We start from the raw sequence: 17,141 nt of genomic DNA, 5'->3' as shown, positions 1-17,141 counted from the left end.
GACTGCGGATGATACATTCCTATCATTTCCCGCAGCAACTCTTCTCTGCGTGGATCTCTTTTCTCTCTTGTCATTTTTTTCAACTCCCATTTTTTATTATATTACTTTTTGAGAGTTTACACAAACCATTTTACACTGTCGGTAATTATTTAAATGTCGAGTTAAAAAATGAACCTCAATATCACGTAAATTCCCAGACTAAACTCCATTGCAAATTCCACTGTGGATTTTACTTTGGGAATTTACCAAATATTTATATTATCATTATATTATTCACAATAGATTGCATTATTGTAATATATGTGCTATAATTACGATAAATATTTACATATTGGTAACTTATGTGTTTTACACACATTGAGTTTGATTCTAATCAAATCAATGATATTGTCAGCAATATGTAGATAACAATGACAATATCTACTTTTATGGATATGGAGTTCAACGATGAAAAGCATGCAAAAATTGATATCATTCATAATTTCGGGGGTCATTATTATGGGCAGTTGTATGCCATTTTTAACAGTCAAAGCCGCCGCTGAAGTAGAGCCGCTTAAAAAACGCGCAACTTATTATACAGAAGAAAAGCGCGAGAACGCACGCGAAAACATTGAGAAACATGCTTGGGCGGCCGAAGAAAAAAACAAGGTGTGCGCCGAAGCTGACAAGCTTCTTGATTTAGGCATTGAATATTTAAGGAAAAGCATACCTTCTCAGGAGGTTTACAGATACCATGGTGTAAATGAATACAAGGGATGTTTGAATTGCGGTATGGAGGTCATGGAATACGGAAATTATGGCTATACCTATGATGCTGTCAACGATCCTTGGAAAATAACATGCCCTAGTTGCGGCATGAAGTTCCCGACCAACGATTTCGAAGCGTTTTATAACTCCGCGCTTGACGAAAATGGGAATTTCGACCCTTCGCGAGGAGATAAACAATATCTTGTCAATACTCTTTATCCCGAAAAAGGACCAGACTGGGGAGTTGACAACGGTCAAGGATATGTAAAAGACGGAAGCAGATGGCTTTTCATCGGATATTATACACACTGGGCTTTGTGGTATGGTTCAAACGCATTTATTTCCAACGCAATTAAAAATCTGAAGCTTGCTTATGTTTATACGGGCGAACAAAAATATGCGGATGCGTGCATTGTCATGCTTTGCAGGATCGCCGATATTTATCCTACGCTCGATATTTCAAAGCAGCTTGACTCCGCCGGAAATCGTGTGGGCTTTGCCTCATGGATTCTCGGTAAGTCAGTCGATATGATATGGGAAACCGGATTGGCAAATAATTATGTCACTGCATATGACGCATGCTTTGACGCTTTCCCGAATTTGGGCGACGAAGCAAAAAGCTGTTTAGCCACGCATTACGGCGACAAGTCCGGTTATAAAACTCAGATGGTAAAAATAGAAAATAATATAATTCTTGAAATTGAACGTTGTTTTAAAAACGGGCAGCTTCGAGGCAATAATGGTACTCATCAAGAAACTCTTGCACTCGCCGCAATGGTACTTGACGACCCAAAGATAAGTAAAAGAATGCTGGATTTGGATTTTGCTCCGCAATCTTCGGTCAATGGGTATTATACCGGAGACATTTCTGCGCTGTTTGTTGACCTTGTTGATCGCGACGGCTTCGGAACGGAGGCTGCTCCTGGTTATAATAGTATGTGGATATCTTATTTTCTCGGTATGGCTAATAATTTAAAGGGATATAAAATCAACTCGACCGGCGAAAGCTATGACATTTACGATAATATTAAATTCAAAAAAATGTTTTATGCCTCACTTTCGCTGATTATGAATTCACGAAGCACACCCTCAATCGGTGACAGCGGCGGTACGGGTGATTGTGAGATCATTTCTCGCGCCGATATTCTTATGTACGGATATCTCGCATATAAGGATCCGTATCTGGCACAGGCAATATCTCTTATAACCGGCGGTGATTTTTCTTCGCTGCGGCTTACTATTTTCGACAAAAATCCAGAGGAAGTAGCAAACGAAATAAAGGCCGCCGCCGAAGAATCCGGTGATATTGAAATCGGCAGTGTCAATCTTGCCGGTTATGGCTTTGCTTCTCTGAAAAATATCCGTCGGGGAAAAAGCACCGGCAATGTATATAAAAACAACATAAAATACACTCCGGAATCACTGGAAATACTAAATTTACAGAGTATCCCCTCCGCGTTTAAAACTGAAAGCAGCGTCGGGTTTGTCTCCGATGAAAACAATCACGCGCTCACACTTTGCTTTTACCTTGATAATACAAAAGCAGTTTATGAATTGATTCCAAAGATTAAAGGCAGAGATAACGGCGGTAATTTCGATGTGTATGTCGACAGCAAGCTTTTACAGGCTGATGTGGATATTAACGCAGCAATCGGCGAAGAGCAATTAATTTATTTCCGCAGAACAATTTCAATGACAGCGGGACTTCATATGATTACATTTGACGCGCAAAGCACGAATACCTCTATTGAAATTGTTCAGCTTGTAGTGAACAAACAAAGCTCTGCTTTATCCGGCGAAACAGTTGCCAATCCGGAATCCAGTATGTATATTTACTATGGTAGAAACACCGGACACGGTCATCTTTCAAGCCTTGACTTGGGGCTTTATTCGTTCAATATAGATATGATGCCTGATTTGGGTTATCCTGAATTTGCCAATAACGTTGACCCGCATCGTTTTGGCTGGGTGAACAACACAATCTCGCACAACACTGTCGTTGTCGACAAGCACGGACAGGACTCAAATGTCGTGTCCGGTGATATCACTCATTATGATGAATCCGAATACGTAAAGCTTGTTTCCGTAGACGTGGAATCCGCATACAAAGCAACAAGCGAATACAGCCGGACAAGCGCGATGATTGATATTGACGGTGATTCCGAGTATTTGGTGGATTTATTCAGAGTTACCGGCGGAACAAATCATGTATACAGCTTTCACGGCGCAGAATCCTTTGATTATAAGGTCGAAGGCTTAGAGCTTGATGAACAAAAAGATGATAGCGGGAATTTTGTCGGCAATTTATTGAGCCCGAAGTACGGACTGGGCGAAACAGCCTCCGGAGTCATAAAAGGATATGTTCCACAATCCGGATATCAATGGCTTATAAATGTACGCCGCGACCTTTCGCCAAAGCCGACGTTCTCAGTTGATTACTCCATCACGGACACATATTCCACTTCTACCGCAAAGGATATTCACCTGAAAATAACCTCTCTTGGTGATTGCACCGCGGCATATCTTGCCACCGGTATACCTCCGAGAAACCGTGCGGAAAATCCGGATGAACTTGAATATCTTTTGATAGAAAATGATGCCGGAAGCAAACACAAATCATGTTTCGTTACAGTCATAGAGCCATATACACAGACTGCCAAAATCACAGCTTCTCAGCTTGTTCCGGTGACTGTTAATTCTGTGGAAGCAGACGCGCATATTGTACGCGCTCTTAAAATAACGCTTAATAATGGCAGAATCGATTACATTGTTCAAAATGCCGGCGATAAGGACACGAAATATACCGTTGACGGTATATTTGATTTCTGTGGGTTTTTCGGCGTTTTTAGCGTTCTATCCAATGGTGAAGAACTGATTTACACAAATGATGCTTCTTTCATAAAAAATGAAAATTGCACAGCTCGTATAACCGGAAAGATCGCGGATTTTACGAAAGAGCTTTCCGATAATAATTATATAACCGTTACGGCAAACGGCAATCCCGATGTTTCCACTTTTAAAGGCAGATATATATATATTGATGAAGACAGCGATACAAACGCATGTTATCGCATTATTTCAGCAAAAAAGGACGGAGACAACTATATCCTTGACATTGGTGATGTTACAACAGTGAAAAGATATGTATCCGCAAAAAATCCAGACGATGGATATGTATATTATTTTGATGTAGGATGTAATTATTATATTCCGCTTTCCAACGTTTTCGGTGACACTAGCTTATTAAAGGATTTTGTAAAGCCTGCATTTTCAGATATAACGCTTTCAAATATGCTTTCTCCTAAAGCACAAGCGGGCGATCTTGTTGCAATGCTTTACCCCGTTGCCGCAAGTGCAAAATCTGCCGCCGAAATACCTGAATACATAATTTCGTTAGAGCCGGAATTTGGGGACGGCAGGATGTTTGAAATTAAAAACAATGTTCTTTATCTGAAAGAAACACCTGACGGCTCTGTAGATAATTATACACTTAGATTTTCCATAACGCACGAAAATGATAACCAATGTGAAAAATTTATTGTTAGTCTTCGCACAATGTCTGAATATCAAATTTCCAGCATTAAATATCCGGATTTTTCACTTGAATACAAACCAATTCCGCAGAAGGAAAGTGATTCTGCAAAATCCATTTTGCCTTATGTCGCAGGCGGTATTGTAATTTTACTGTGCGGCATCGCGGCCGCCTTTGTAATTCACAATAAAAAAAAGCATAAATTGCAATAACAGCTTGCAATAGTGTTTTTGTTTCCGAGTACCGATAATCTCATTATTCCTTTGTCCGCGCATCCGGTAGTTTTTGAAGTAATAAGTAATAATGAACAAGCAAGGAAGCTTTGATTTGCAAAGCATTTTATTATAATCAAACTTTGGTTAGATTCGAGCCGAAGCTCAATTCAAAATAGATTAATTCTCAATTAGCAAGAGATGGACAATAGTAAAATTATCCTGTATAATATAATCACAGTCAGGTGTCGACGAATATTTGAACAGAAGATACAGAATACAAGTTTTGACACATATAGGGAAGCATTAAATATATTATAAACGGTAAATATGAATGATAATTCATCCCATTCCTCCGATTTACGATAAAAATTCACATATACTCATACTCGGAAGCTTTCCATCGGTAAAATCACGCGAAACCGGATTCTTTTATGGGCATCCGCAAAACCGATTCTGGCGGGTTACTGCGTCAGTGTTCGGCTGTGATATTCCTCAGACAATTCCGGAAAAGAAAGCTTTTTTACTTGATAACGATATCGCGCTCTGGGATGTTATATACTCCTGCGAAATTGTGGGCAGCTCTGACAGCTCGATAACAAATGTAAAGCCTAACGATTTGAATGTAATACTTGATAAATGTGGAATAAAACAAATTTATGTCAACGGAAAGACGTCTGAAAAATTTTATAATAAATACACGCGCCCGATAATCGGAAGAAGCGCGGTCTCCCTGCCGTCAACCAGCCCGGCAAACGCAGCGTGGACACTTGACAGCCTGATTGAGGCATGGGAGGTTATATTATATTAATCTATATAAATACTAAGCGTTTTATTGACGCGGCAATTTCTCTCATTAACACAATTATCATTTTATTTCTGTTTTAATAAAAGTAAATGAGAATTGAAATATACAGACGATTTGTTTAATGTTTATAATGACTTGAGGTAAATCCAATGAATAATAACAATATGGGACTTGACTTTGGCACAATATCTGAGGCTATTAAAAACATACATGGAAATATAGAGATCGCTGTTATTCATAGAACAAACATACGCAATAATGACAGAAGTATTACCAACAGTATTGTCGCAAAAAGCTCTGCCGGTGATATTAAGCTCATAGAAAAAGTATTAATTACAAATGATGACGGATTGCATAAGCTTTCATTATTAAATAAACTCGGGATTGCTGTTCCAAAGGTATATTTTTTGGATTTTGAATCAAAGGCGATGTTGATTGAAGATCTGGGAGAAAATTATATTACCGGCTTTATGTTTGACGAGGATAATCCGCAAGGCAATATTTACCGAAATCATATAAATGATGTGCTATCAGCTGTAGCGGATTTGCACTTGAAATGCTGGGATAATTATGATATGTTCGATAAAATCGGATTGCCCTGGCATATAAATAATTTCACTGAACACATGAAATATGTGGAAAATGACTACTTAATATATAAGAAATCATATTCAGGAAAATTAAAAAGTAAGGATTTCGAAATATATGAGCAGGCACTGGAATTTTTAAATGACAAATACCCGCGCATCATATGCGACAGGTTCCAAAAAGGGAAAAATATAACAGTTATTCACGGTGATTTTCACCCCGGCAATACCTTCATTTCCGCAGATGAAAGAAACACCGCAGTTAAAATGATTGATTTTGAGGCGGTAAGAATGGGACTTGCCACCGATGATCTTGCTATGTTTTTAGCTTTGCATGCCGCGCCGGGAAAATCGGCAGCAATGCCATTTCTTAATCATTATTACAGTATAATAAGTAAAAATATCGATGGATACAGCTTTGATAATTTTATTTCCGATTATAAAGCATCAATATGTGAAAACTTATTTTTTCCGATCAGATTGATCAACAGCGGTATATTGGATTTCGCCATGGCAGAAAAAGCACTCGTAGCATACGAAACATTTTTTGCTGAATAGATATATGATATATTTAAAAAGCACAGAGGGCATAATAGCTCTCCGTGCTTTTTTTATTTTATAATACTTTACCGTTTTGTCTTATTCACCGCATTCATCATGATGCTGATGCTCATGGCAAACTGATCCGGTCGTCTTCAGTTCGCCTTTTAAATAATTTACAACAGCGGTTTTGGCGTCACCGGAAGCTCCCACGACGACCTCGACATTTCTTTCGTTAAATATATCGACAGCTCCGCCGCCCATTCCGCCGCTTATTATAACATTCACGCCGCGGTCAGCCAGGAAATTAGGCAGGAATCCCGGCCTGTGCCCAGGATTGGGGATTGATTCCTCACCGACAATCTTGCCGTTATCGACATTATAAATCATAAAGTTTACACAATGCCCGAAATGCTCCGTGACATTTTTTCCTTCAGACGCTACTGCAATTTTCATAACTTTTACCATACCTTTCAATTCATTTTCTCCGAATTTCTTGATTCAATATATTCATCTAATAATTTCGCGGCGTATTCCACAAGCTCCGCGCACGGACGCTTTACATAATAAACCTCTGTTCTTTCTTCGGGTACGGGGCTGCTGTGTTTTTCTTTAAGCCCTAACAATTCTCTGCAAAGCAGAGAGCCGTTTACATCCTCGAATTTTTTTGCCAGCGATTGTATCAGCTTATAATGCTCCGCTTTTGTCTCTTTGTCGTCAGGAGAGGTATAACCGTATTTGATTCCCACTATCATAAACACGCTGCTTAATGCGCCGCATACTTCACGCAGTCTTCCCATTCCTCCTCCAAAGGAAGAGGAAAGCTTTAAAGCAGTTTCAAAATCAAGTCCGGTTTCATCGCAGAATGCGGCAAAAACAGACTGGGCACAGTTATAACCCTTCATAAACAGCTCTTTGGCTGAATCGGAATGCTTACTCATTTATTTTCTTCGCTTTCTTGTTCCAATGTTTTTGATAGAGAATCAAACCAATCGCCGTCAAAAAGCTCAATCATACCTTTATCACATGCGGCCGATATTCTGGGATCAATAGGAACCTTCGCAAGAACCTTTAGGTTGTGTTTTTCGGCGATTTCATTTATATGGCTTTCACCAAATACTCTGTATTCCTTCCCATTATCAGGGCATTTGAAATACGACATATTTTCAACAAGCCCGATGACCGGAATATTCATCATTTCCGCCATTTTGACCGCTTTCGACACAATCATTGAAACAAGCTCCTGCGGAGAAGTTACGATTATTATACCGTCAATTGCAATGGATTGAAATACCGTAAGAGGCACGTCGCCCGTTCCCGGCGGCATATCAATAAACATATAATCGACATCGCCCCAGATTACATCTGTCCAGAACTGTTTTACGGTATTGCCTAAGATCGGCCCTCTCCAGATAACCGGATCGGTATCGTTTTCGAGAAGCAGATTGATTGACATAATATCAATCCCCGTTATGCTTCTTATCGGGTACAATCCCAGATCGCTTCCCGTGGCTTTTCCTTTTATGCCGAATGCCTTCGGGATAGAAGGTCCCGTAACATCAGCATCAAGTATTGCCACATTGTACCCCAGCCTTTTCATCGTAACTGCAAGCATGGAGGTCACAGATGATTTTCCTACTCCTCCCTTCCCGCTGACTATTCCGATGACTTTTTTGATTTTACTCAGTTCATGAGGCTTCTCAATAAAGCCGTTTTGTTCTTCTTTTCTTTCCGAGCAGCTTTCTCCACAGCTGCCGCAATTTCCGCTGCAATTTTCACTCATTGTTTTTTATCTCCCTGACTATTTATTCCCAATTGATTTCCCGTCGATATATAGTCGATTTTCTCTCTCATTACAGCTTTTAGCCGGTTATAGGACTCCATACCCGTACAGTGGCAAGTATAATATTTCGAATTCGTCTCCAACAAGAATTTCCCTATTTTATCAACCATATCAGGAGCTTCGTTTTGTTTAGTTCCTTTGCTGTAAAGGTGAAATCCTCCCAAAACATAATCCGGCATATGACCGTTATTTTTATTGAATTGACCGACAATATTGATAATTCCGTTGTGTGCGCATCCCGCTATCAGAAGCGTTATATTTCCTTCATTGATAATCAAATTTTGTTCATGCGCAAAATCATCCTGAATAAATATATCGCCTGTCTTCTTAAATAAATCCGCGTTTCCCGATGGGACAAGTATTTCGGCCTTTACTCCGGAGAATAGCTCCAGCTCATCGTCAATTTTTAAGCGGTCTGTGCAGAAAATAAACCTGTCGTTTGTCAGCAGAGCTTCATCCAGCCCGATATATGCTTTTTCTCCGCCGGATCTGTTCGAGTAGTGCTTTTCAAACGCCTTTTCCTGAAAATAAACTTTTGCGTTTTTATTTATATCTAAAAAAGTCCTCAATCCGCCCCCGTGATCATAATGCCCATGCGAGATTATGACCGTGTCGACCTTTTTCAAATCCACACCGAGCTTTACCGCGTTTTCGGCAAATAGTCCGCTTGCGCCCGTATCAAATAGAAGCCTGTGATTGACCGTTTCAATATACAGACTTAAACCGTGTTCACAGGATAGTTTTTCGGAAATGGATGTATTTTCCGATAACACCTTAATAATCATTTGATTTTGAATCCCCACACTTTCTTTGTTGCGCAATTGATTTTTAAATAATGTCTGCTTAATTTGTCGTCTCCCGACCAATTTAGAAAACAGGCGGCAATCAATGGATACTGCAGGTTTTGCTGGTTTTTGAAGCTGCCTTTATCAACAACGCAATTATCTGGTTATATAATCAACTTAATTATGTTATCATAAATTTCTCTCACAGCAGCACCGGAGGGGCAGTTGATGTCGACAATAGTTTGTCCGTTGTTTATCGCCTTCACAGCTTCATGATCGAACGGAATTTTTCCGACAAAAGGCAGATCGCTTATTCTGCAGAAATCTTCAATTTTTCTGGTATTTACCTCATTTGTGTCATATTTATTGACGCAAACGGCAATTTTAACTTTGAACAGCTCCGCGGTTTTTATTATCCTTTCCATATCGTTTATACCCGAAAGCGATGGCTCCGCAACGATCAATACCATATTAACACCGCTTATTGAAGCGATGACGGGACAGCCGATACCCGGAGAACCGTCTATAATGGCAAGCTCCGTATCCTTCACGGCTTCGGCTCTCATTTGCTTTTTTACCTCAGTGACCAGCCTTCCGGAAGTACCGCTTCCCATTTTAAGCCGCGCAGTCGAAAAAACTTTGCCATAATCAGAGTAAAGCGTTAATTCTCCCGCGACAGCGGGCTTCATTGAAACGGCATCCGCGGGACAAACCGCCGCGCAAACGCCACAGCCTTCGCATGCAAAGGGATCTACCGTAAAGCCTTCAGCGTCGTAAATCGCAGCAAAACGGCATTTTTCCTTGCATAATCCGCATTTAATACATTTTTTATCGTCTATTACGGCTTTGGGTATACCGAAATAATCCATATTTTTCGGAGCGGCTTCATTAGACATTACAAGGTGAAGGTTCGGCGCGTCTACATCGCAGTCCGCATATGCGTCAGCATCCGAAAGCCTGATAAAAGCGCTTGCTATCGTCGTCTTTCCGGTGCCACCCTTACCGCTGAGAATCAGCAGCTGTTTCATGCCGCGCCTCCTTCATTACGTTTTCAAGCAAGGATGAAAACAACGTTTTATACTTTTCATTTTGTCTTTCAGCTATTTCCGCGTTTGAATTCAACTTTCCAAGCTCGCTGTCAAAAGGTATATGCCCTAAAACATGTATTCCCTTTTCAACACAGAAATTTTTAGAGGGATTTTCTTCGTTAAAGCATTTGTTGAGCACGGCTCCGTACGGCTTTTTAAAAAGTTTTACTAAATCATAAACCATATTTAAGTTATGAACTCCGAAAACCGTAGGCTCTGCAACGAGTATACAATAATCGGCATTTTTAATACTTTCCATGACAATGCAGGCGCTGCCCGGAGGGCAGTCGATAAAAACAGGATTTTTTTCGCTGGACACGCTTTCGCAGAGAAGCTTTTTTATAATGGGGATGCCTGATGCTTCGCCTGTGTTCAAAATCCCGGTATTGACAATAACATCGCTGGAAACACCTTTCTGTATTTTGCCGATTGGTTTTTCCTTTTCATCGATTGCATTTTCGGGGCAAACCAGCATACAGCCGCCGCAGGAATGGCAAACCTCTTCAAAGATAAATGGTTTATTTTTTATAAAAGCGAGCGCGTTGAACTTGCAGAAATTTACGCATTTGCGGCAGCCGATACACTTGCTTTCATTAATAACCGGAATTTTTACCGAAACAAGCTTTTCGCGGACATTTTGCGGCTTGAAAAACAAGTGTCCGTTAGGCTCCTCTACGTCACAGTCAATGTATATGGATTTTCCCGCAGCCGAAGCCAGATTCACGGACACCAGCGTTTTTCCTGTCCCGCCTTTACCACTCAATACCGCGATTGTAATGCTTTCATTTTTCATGACCATGAAATCCCGGATGAAAATCATCGAGCAAAACAAGCTTCTCCGCATTAAAGGCATCAATGTTCTGTTTTACTGTTCCAGCTATAGATTTATATATTAAAACCTCTGATTTACGCAGAACTTCAACCGCGTTTTCCCCGCAGCGCGGCGTAAGCAGTGCTTTCACTCCGTGATCCGCTATAACCTGAGCCGCTCTGATTCCGGCTCCGCCCTGGCTGGCAACGGCGCTGTTATCCAGATAGTAGCTTTCATTTGTGATTGTATCATGAAACAAAAAGTATGGCGCGCGTCCAAAAGAAGGACATACGCCGGATTCCATTGTTTTGTCATCTACCGGTATCGCTATTTTCATAAGAACCTCCGTTATTTTTTTCAATATTATTGTCGGCTTCCGGATCTTCGGGAAAGCCCATACCGCATCTGTGTCTCCGGCAGCCGCCTCCGCCGCATCCCTTTCCCATACCGTCGCACAGTCGGTATTCTCCGCCCTCTATCCATAAAACTTTGCCATTCACCAAGGAATCAGCAAGCTTTTTTCTCGCGTCATTATAAATTTTTTGGACCGTTGTACGCGCAATGTTCATTTTCGCGGCGCATTCTTCCTGAGTAAAGCTTTCCAAATCGATTAATCTTATCGTTTCATATTCGTCGACAGTCATATTGATTCCCTTATCGGTATTTATAGGAGAATCAAGAGGTCCGAAACGGTTGTTGTCCGGAAGGCAGCACACTTTTCTCCATTTTCTTGGTCTGGGCATATATGTTCTCACCTTGCTTTTGTCTATATAAATTTCCTAAACGAGATCTGTTAAAGCAGCAATTATTAAACGGCAATTAAAAAGCCTTATTGTATAAGAAAGGAAGGCTCATATACAATAGACTTTTCTCTCTTAAAGCGGTAATTGTTAATTTGCCGCCTTAATAAACAATGCCGTTTAATCAATTACCGCGCCGAAAACAGCTTCAGGCTGTTTAATCGTTATTTTTGCGGCAAGCTTTTTTGCGTCTTTACATTAGCATGATTGATGGCATACCCTCTTCGGAATCTTCTTCCAAGGCCACATCCAAAGCCACATCTGCACGAAAGCCCAATTTCTGCTATTACTCCAAGATCACCTGAGTTTACACCTGCGCATGTGCCTAATCCTCTTCCTGTCATTGCACCCGCGCTCATCGGACCGGTTCCATCTCTTCTTGGCATATCATTCACCTCCTCATAGTTTATGGCATATGTTATTTACAATTAATATTATACACAGTTTCGGGCATATGTCAATAACATTTTTTATTTTTCATTGATTAATTACGTATCTCGTCCGCTCGAAGATTGTCGAATTTTTCCCGGTAGGCATATACTGAAGTGAAACTACCCAATTATTAACGCGGCAATCGCGCTTTATGAGAGAAAAGGTTTTATAGCTATTTTATTAACGAGGTAATTATTAAAACGGCTATTAAATAAGTCTTGTTTTTGTAAGAGAGAGAAGTCCATATGCAAGAACCTTTCCTCTCTTCGATAATTGTTTTATTCACAAATTAATAATAATTACTGCGTAAAAGAAAAGCTCTGTTATATGGGCTTTTCTCTCTGCAATCGGTATATACAGTTATATAATATCTTTATAAAGGTAATAGATATGAAACAAATTTGGACATGTATTCAGCTTGCTCTGTCCACTGTAGGAGGATTTATGAGCTGGTTTCTGGGCGGACTTGACAGCCCACTTTATGTGCTCATCGTATTCGTTATTGCTGATTATATCTCAGGTGTGATGTGTGCGATCGTGGATAAAAAGCTGTCCAGCGAGGTTGGTTTTAAAGGAATATTCAAGAAAGTATTGATTTTTATAATGGTAGGGGTCGGATATATCATTGACACTTACCTATTAGGCGCCGGAAATGTTTTACGGACGGCAATCATTTTTTTCTATTGCTCAAACGAAGGCATTTCGATGTTGGAAAACGCAGGACATTTAGGATTGCCTATCCCGCAAAAGCTCAAGGATATCCTCGCTCAGTTGCATAGCCGTAGCGCCATCGACAGTGGCAGTGACAATGGTAACATTAACAAAAACGACGACATTGATAAATTGAGTTGATCATCAAAGCGCTATTCTTATGACAGGAGAAAACCATCAGTTATTAAAACGGCATTTAAATAAGTCGTGTTTTATAAGAGAAAAAAGCCCATATACCAGAGTCTTTTCTCTCTTTAATTATTTAATTGCCGAGTTAATAGTACAAGCATGAAGCAAACAATAGCTCTTCAAAATTGTCAGTTTGAAGAGTTTTTCTACTGTTTCTTCTTATTCCTTTTCCTCGGCAGTCATGACAATCTCTGCATTCTACAAATCTTATAATTTTTCGTGAAAAACCGATAATATAAAATTAATTTAGCATTTTCATCACAAATATGATATAATGAATGTATAAATTATGCAGGAGCAGACATTATGAGAACACAAAAAAATAAAATATTCGTTCTTATAGCAACGATATCCGCAGCGGTAATTTTTTCAGTAATAGGTTATATCCTTTTACCTAAAACGCTCACCATGCAGATAACACTAAACGGCGAAAATGGCACGACTCTGCCAAAAGTGGCGGGGCTTGCGATACCGCTTGGGATTACCAGTTTATTATCGTATTTGTATTACAAATACGATAATATAAAGAACCTTGTCGGCTCTCTTATCGGTATATTGGTTTTTATATTGATATTCATATTCAATTTATGAAAACAAGATTTGGTTTAACCTGAAAAGAGGCGGAGAAATCTACATGGATTTCTTCACCTCTTGATTTCTTTGTCAGGTGGCAGCAGCGCCAGATATTCAGTCCATCTGGTATGCCGAACGGGCATGACCGGATGCCGGATATCGTCAAAAAGCAAAACGAGCGCGGGGCTTATCCCGTTATGCTTTTGGGTATAATAATATCCGGTCAATTTACCCTCCGATAGCATTTGCTGTATTATTGCGTGATAATTAAAATAACTCAGCTTTTTCTTGAAAGCTCATCGACAAAAGCCTGCATTTCCTGCTTCGACTCCACATCATGAGCTTTGTTTATTATCGCCTGCTGTTCTTCTCTCAATAAAGATGTAAAATACTGCATAGCATCGATATTCTGAGCAAGAGCCATGCCCAATCCAAGCGGAAGCTCTCCATTTGTAATACTGAAGTATTTATCCATAATTATATGCCTTTCCATCAAATATAAGCTGTCCGAAAATTTTCTTTCAGACTTCGACAACTCGTATATATTTTAAACGGATGACAGATTATTATACGTAAAAAATCGTTAAATTGATATTAAGAAATATATGGATATAATTTGCATTATAACACGGCAATCAAATTGATTGCCGCGTTAACAAATTATTCTGCACGGTTGAAGGTCAGAATAACCGTAAACTGATCGCCGTCAGTCTTAATTTCAAAGTCTCCTCCGCAAAGCTTAGTAAAGCTTTCCGCGATTGACAAACCGAGCCCGCTGCCTTCAGTAGAGCGCGATTTGTCTCCGCGTACAAAGCGTTCGCGGATTTCAGATTCATCGAAGTCCATTTCATACGATGCGGTATTCTGTATCCTTACGGTAAATTTGTTTTCATCCTGATGTACAGCCACGAATATTCTCGTACCCGGCATTGAATACTTAAGCGCGTTGTCAAACAGATTCAGAAATACCCGATATAGCTTCTTGCCGTCTCCGTATATAGGGGCGCCGCCGTCCGGAAGATTCTTTTTTATCATGAAGCCGCTTTTTTCCATCCTGTCGGATAATTCCGCAAGTGTCTGTTCAATGAGCTTGTTTAAATCTATAAGTTCCATTTCCGGTTTATCCTGACCTGTGGTGCTTTTTGTCAAAGTGAACAAATCTGAAATTATATTTTTCAGTCTTTCGGATTTTTGCTTCAATATCTCTACATAACCACGCGATTCTCCGGTTATGGTCTCATCCTTTGAGAGCAGATCGGCATAGCTGATAATAGAAGTAAGCGGAGTTTTTAAATCGTGGGACACGTTCGTAATAAGCTCTGTTTTGGTTCGCTCGGAGGAAATCGCATTACTCAGCGCCTTTTCCATTCCGTCTCCGATGTTGTTGACATTTTCGGCAATATTGTCAATATCAGGAAGACCACATTTCGGGATGCGATATGTAAGGTCGCCATCCTTGAGCTTTTCTATTCCGATTTTTACTTGATCATATGCGTTGAGAATATTAAAAAGCTTTCCGAGATATAAGACATATGCGATAGTTATAAACACAATGGAAGAGAGAACAGCGGCAAACCCTCTGTTATAATGGTATGTTGTCATTTGATCGGCAATCAGCCCGAGAATAATTGAAAGTAAAAACGCGCCGAGGATACCGAGGCAGAAAAACGCAGCACGACGTTTTCCGGTGGCATTTTTATAATTTGTGAGCGGTGACGATAATTTGTGCCATATGGCTTTTATCCAACGCCAAATAAAGCGCAATATACCCGCCAAAACTATATAAATAAGCGAGTTGCGGAAGAATATGCGCAGCTTTATTTTTTTTGATAGCGTAGTGCATAACCACATGGTCATAAACGCCAGTATAGCAATGCCCACCACCAACGCAATGCTTATGATTATTCCTGTATTTGTGTATATGCCTATACCAAGAATCATGTCTCCTGTATGAAAAACAAAGAAATTGACTATGATAGCCATTCCTAGAAGCAAAACCAAATAAATGTTAATTAATACATCAGTAAATATTATATCATAATATTTTAAATCCGCCTTTTCAAGCTTCACACCTTTAGTTCTTCTACCCGCAAATATGCAGAGAAAAATTATTGAAAACGCAAGAGCAATTATTGAAAGCACAATGATTGCGATAAACTTCGGCATTCTATTATGAAAGAGATTTTCGTAACGAGACATTCCACTTTCGGTTAATCCGTAAACAAAACGGCAGCTTTTGCCATTGTATGTACTGTCACGAAAACATCTCGTGGTATCATATTCAGACATAAACTCATCCGATGTCATTGCGTTGGTAATATAAGGAGAATAAACTGTTTTGCCGGTGTGCTTTTCAAAATCGTAATCTATGAGCGCAAAAACAAAGCCAAATGATTCGTATTTATCCATCCTTTCACGCAGTTCTTTTTTTTCAGACTCGGAATAATACTCAGGATGCAGATATACCGCTTCCGCAGTTTTGTAATATATCTCTTCCTCCATCATAAGTCCGTTTCTGACTCCTGCACGTTCACCCTTTAGAATCGCACAAATGACGCTGTAATTTAAAATTCCCACAGCTACACCTATTGCAGAAATAAACAGCAATACCGATGCGATAATCCTGCCCGCGGTATATCCCGCACCCGTTTTAACCTTCAATTTTGTATCCAATTCCCCACACCACCACTAAATATTTCGGCTCCTTAGGATCGATCTCTATCTTTTCTCTGATCCTGCGTATGTGTACCATCACGGTGTTTTCAACGGAATATGCGTCATTTTCCCAGACGCGGGAATAAATTTCCTCGGGCGAGAATACTCTGTTTTTGTTTTCCATAAGAAGTTCGAGTATTTTATACTCCGTCGCCGTCAGCTTCACAGGCTCTCCGTCGACGGTGACGTTTTTTGCCGCGCGGTTCAGCTCAAGCCCGCCGATCCTGATCCTGTCGCCCGGAACAAACTGAGTCCCTGCTCCGAGCACAAGATATCTCCTCAACGCTGATCTGACACGCGCGATCAGCTCGGCAGGACTGTACGGCTTTGTGACATAATCGTCGGCGCCCATTCCCAGTCCGAGAATTTTGTCTGTTTCCTCGCTTTTTGCCGACAGGATGATGACCGGTATATTTCCTGACTGCCTGATTTTCATCATTACAGACAATCCGTCAATCCGCGGCATCATCACATCGAGAACAGCAAGATCAAAGCTTGCTCTCCTAACCGCCTCGACAGCTTCAGCTCCGTTGTAAGCGCGTTCGCATTCATATCCCTCGTCAGAAAGGAGCTTTGAAATAGCAAACGCAATGTCTCTGTCATCGTCGGCTATCAATATACGCGGCTTTCTTGTTTCATCCATTGCATTCTCTCCGTTGCCTTTGTTCCACACGCAGCGCCCTGAGGCACCGATGTAATAATTTTACATATTCATAATAACATTTAAGCGGCGATTTTTCTTACGATTTTCTTAAGATACCGTGAAAA

At 40.3% G+C, this 17,141-nt stretch carries 18 protein-coding genes; 5 read left to right on the top strand and 13 right to left on the bottom strand.

Features of this window, described 5'->3' with window-relative positions; all coding sequences use genetic code 11:
• Positions 1 to 498: 498 nt before the first annotated feature.
• The 3 genes from VB118_07365 to VB118_07355 all read left to right on the top strand — a co-directional run bounded on the left by VB118_07365 (position 499) and on the right by VB118_07355 (position 6,444).
• Entirely contained in the window at positions 499 to 4,491 is a 3,993-nt protein-coding gene (locus VB118_07365; GenBank protein MEA4832419.1) for a heparinase II/III family protein, read from the top strand.
• A 334-nt stretch (positions 4,492 to 4,825) separates the two neighbouring features.
• Entirely contained in the window at positions 4,826 to 5,302 is a 477-nt protein-coding gene (locus VB118_07360; protein MEA4832418.1) for a DNA-deoxyinosine glycosylase, read from the top strand.
• A gap of 146 nt (positions 5,303 to 5,448) precedes the next feature.
• On the top strand, positions 5,449 to 6,444 hold the full coding sequence (locus VB118_07355) for an aminoglycoside phosphotransferase family protein (GenBank protein MEA4832417.1): 996 nt from the start codon (positions 5,449 to 5,451) through the stop codon (positions 6,442 to 6,444).
• A gap of 81 nt (positions 6,445 to 6,525) precedes the next feature.
• On the opposite strand, the gene VB118_07350 is transcribed toward VB118_07355, so the two are convergent.
• The 9 genes from VB118_07350 to VB118_07310 all read right to left on the bottom strand — a co-directional run bounded on the left by VB118_07350 (position 6,526) and on the right by VB118_07310 (position 12,139).
• Positions 6,526 to 6,882 carry a NifB/NifX family molybdenum-iron cluster-binding protein gene (locus tag VB118_07350; GenBank protein MEA4832416.1) on the bottom strand — a complete coding sequence of 119 codons (357 nt, stop codon included), beginning with the start codon at positions 6,880 to 6,882 and terminating at the stop codon, positions 6,526 to 6,528.
• A gap of 17 nt (positions 6,883 to 6,899) precedes the next feature.
• Positions 6,900 to 7,367: a C-GCAxxG-C-C family protein gene (locus tag VB118_07345; GenBank protein MEA4832415.1), complete on the bottom strand. Its 468-nt coding sequence runs from the start codon at positions 7,365 to 7,367 to the stop codon at positions 6,900 to 6,902.
• Positions 7,364 to 8,209 (bottom strand): Mrp/NBP35 family ATP-binding protein, encoded by an 846-nt coding sequence (locus VB118_07340; protein MEA4832414.1) that lies wholly within the window; start codon positions 8,207 to 8,209, stop codon positions 7,364 to 7,366. Before VB118_07340 ends, VB118_07345 begins: the two co-directional genes overlap by 4 nt.
• On the bottom strand, positions 8,206 to 9,054 hold the full coding sequence (locus tag VB118_07335; GenBank protein ID MEA4832413.1) for an MBL fold metallo-hydrolase: 849 nt from the start codon (positions 9,052 to 9,054) through the stop codon (positions 8,206 to 8,208). The genes VB118_07340 and VB118_07335 overlap by 4 nt, the downstream gene beginning before the upstream one ends.
• A 164-nt stretch (positions 9,055 to 9,218) precedes the next feature.
• Positions 9,219 to 10,082 (bottom strand): ATP-binding protein, encoded by an 864-nt coding sequence (locus VB118_07330; protein ID MEA4832412.1) that lies wholly within the window; start codon positions 10,080 to 10,082, stop codon positions 9,219 to 9,221.
• Positions 10,054 to 10,920 carry an ATP-binding protein gene (locus VB118_07325; protein ID MEA4832411.1) on the bottom strand — a complete coding sequence of 289 codons (867 nt, stop codon included), beginning with the start codon at positions 10,918 to 10,920 and terminating at the stop codon, positions 10,054 to 10,056. The genes VB118_07330 and VB118_07325 overlap by 29 nt, the downstream gene beginning before the upstream one ends.
• A 4-nt stretch (positions 10,921 to 10,924) precedes the next feature.
• The gene (locus VB118_07320; GenBank protein ID MEA4832410.1) at positions 10,925 to 11,290 is read right to left on the bottom strand and encodes a NifB/NifX family molybdenum-iron cluster-binding protein; all 366 of its coding nucleotides are present in this window, start codon (positions 11,288 to 11,290) and stop codon (positions 10,925 to 10,927) included.
• Positions 11,265 to 11,696: a DUF134 domain-containing protein gene (locus VB118_07315; GenBank protein MEA4832409.1), complete on the bottom strand. Its 432-nt coding sequence runs from the start codon at positions 11,694 to 11,696 to the stop codon at positions 11,265 to 11,267. The genes VB118_07320 and VB118_07315 overlap by 26 nt, the downstream gene beginning before the upstream one ends.
• Before the next feature lie 221 nt (positions 11,697 to 11,917).
• A complete protein-coding gene (locus tag VB118_07310; GenBank protein MEA4832408.1) occupies positions 11,918 to 12,139 on the bottom strand; it encodes a DUF5320 domain-containing protein in 222 nt (73 codons plus the stop codon).
• A gap of 436 nt (positions 12,140 to 12,575) precedes the next feature.
• On the opposite strand from VB118_07310, the gene VB118_07305 reads away from it, so the two are divergent.
• Together VB118_07305 and VB118_07300 are read left to right on the top strand one after the other, a co-directional pair.
• The gene (locus VB118_07305) at positions 12,576 to 13,037 is read left to right on the top strand and encodes a phage holin family protein (GenBank protein MEA4832407.1); all 462 of its coding nucleotides are present in this window, start codon (positions 12,576 to 12,578) and stop codon (positions 13,035 to 13,037) included.
• Positions 13,038 to 13,391: 354 nt separating this feature from the next.
• On the top strand, positions 13,392 to 13,676 hold the full coding sequence (locus tag VB118_07300) for a hypothetical protein (GenBank protein ID MEA4832406.1): 285 nt from the start codon (positions 13,392 to 13,394) through the stop codon (positions 13,674 to 13,676).
• 53 nt (positions 13,677 to 13,729) lie between these two features.
• Here VB118_07300 and VB118_07295 read toward each other — a convergent pair whose 3' ends face one another.
• The 4 genes from VB118_07295 to VB118_07280 all read right to left on the bottom strand — a co-directional run bounded on the left by VB118_07295 (position 13,730) and on the right by VB118_07280 (position 17,016).
• On the bottom strand, positions 13,730 to 13,885 hold the full coding sequence (locus VB118_07295; protein MEA4832405.1) for a hypothetical protein: 156 nt from the start codon (positions 13,883 to 13,885) through the stop codon (positions 13,730 to 13,732).
• A gap of 50 nt (positions 13,886 to 13,935) precedes the next feature.
• Positions 13,936 to 14,133: a hypothetical protein gene (locus VB118_07290; GenBank protein ID MEA4832404.1), complete on the bottom strand. Its 198-nt coding sequence runs from the start codon at positions 14,131 to 14,133 to the stop codon at positions 13,936 to 13,938.
• A 185-nt stretch (positions 14,134 to 14,318) separates the two neighbouring features.
• Complete coding sequence (locus VB118_07285; GenBank protein ID MEA4832403.1) at positions 14,319 to 16,331, bottom strand: ATP-binding protein; 2,013 nt, start codon at positions 16,329 to 16,331, stop codon at positions 14,319 to 14,321.
• Positions 16,309 to 17,016 carry a response regulator transcription factor gene (locus tag VB118_07280; GenBank protein MEA4832402.1) on the bottom strand — a complete coding sequence of 236 codons (708 nt, stop codon included), beginning with the start codon at positions 17,014 to 17,016 and terminating at the stop codon, positions 16,309 to 16,311. The genes VB118_07285 and VB118_07280 overlap by 23 nt, the downstream gene beginning before the upstream one ends.
• Positions 17,017 to 17,141 lie beyond the last annotated feature (125 nt).

The sequence above is a fragment of the Oscillospiraceae bacterium genome (assembly GCA_034925865.1).
GTDB lineage: Bacteria > Bacillota > Clostridia > Oscillospirales > SIG627 > SIG704.
This window is presented reverse-complemented; position numbering and strand designations above follow the sequence as displayed.

Excerpts from the sequence above, each read along its gene's own strand:
- VB118_07365 (MEA4832419.1), top strand. The coding sequence starts at position 499 with ATGGGCAGTTGTATGCCATTTTTAACAGTCAAAGCCGCCGCTGAAGTA.
- VB118_07360 (MEA4832418.1), top strand. The coding sequence starts at position 4,826 with ATGATAATTCATCCCATTCCTCCGATTTACGATAAAAATTCACATATA.
- VB118_07355 (MEA4832417.1), top strand. The coding sequence starts at position 5,449 with ATGAATAATAACAATATGGGACTTGACTTTGGCACAATATCTGAGGCT.
- VB118_07350 (MEA4832416.1), bottom strand. The coding sequence starts at position 6,882 with ATGAAAATTGCAGTAGCGTCTGAAGGAAAAAATGTCACGGAGCATTTC.
- VB118_07345 (MEA4832415.1), bottom strand. The coding sequence starts at position 7,367 with ATGAGTAAGCATTCCGATTCAGCCAAAGAGCTGTTTATGAAGGGTTAT.
- VB118_07340 (MEA4832414.1), bottom strand. The coding sequence starts at position 8,209 with ATGAGTGAAAATTGCAGCGGAAATTGCGGCAGCTGTGGAGAAAGCTGC.
- VB118_07335 (MEA4832413.1), bottom strand. The coding sequence starts at position 9,054 with ATGATTATTAAGGTGTTATCGGAAAATACATCCATTTCCGAAAAACTA.
- VB118_07330 (MEA4832412.1), bottom strand. The coding sequence starts at position 10,082 with ATGAAACAGCTGCTGATTCTCAGCGGTAAGGGTGGCACCGGAAAGACG.
- VB118_07320 (MEA4832410.1), bottom strand. The coding sequence starts at position 11,290 with ATGAAAATAGCGATACCGGTAGATGACAAAACAATGGAATCCGGCGTA.
- VB118_07315 (MEA4832409.1), bottom strand. The coding sequence starts at position 11,696 with ATGCCCAGACCAAGAAAATGGAGAAAAGTGTGCTGCCTTCCGGACAAC.
- VB118_07310 (MEA4832408.1), bottom strand. The coding sequence starts at position 12,139 with ATGCCAAGAAGAGATGGAACCGGTCCGATGAGCGCGGGTGCAATGACA.
- VB118_07305 (MEA4832407.1), top strand. The coding sequence starts at position 12,576 with ATGAAACAAATTTGGACATGTATTCAGCTTGCTCTGTCCACTGTAGGA.
- VB118_07300 (MEA4832406.1), top strand. The coding sequence starts at position 13,392 with ATGAGAACACAAAAAAATAAAATATTCGTTCTTATAGCAACGATATCC.
- VB118_07290 (MEA4832404.1), bottom strand. The coding sequence starts at position 14,133 with ATGGATAAATACTTCAGTATTACAAATGGAGAGCTTCCGCTTGGATTG.
- VB118_07280 (MEA4832402.1), bottom strand. The coding sequence starts at position 17,016 with ATGGATGAAACAAGAAAGCCGCGTATATTGATAGCCGACGATGACAGA.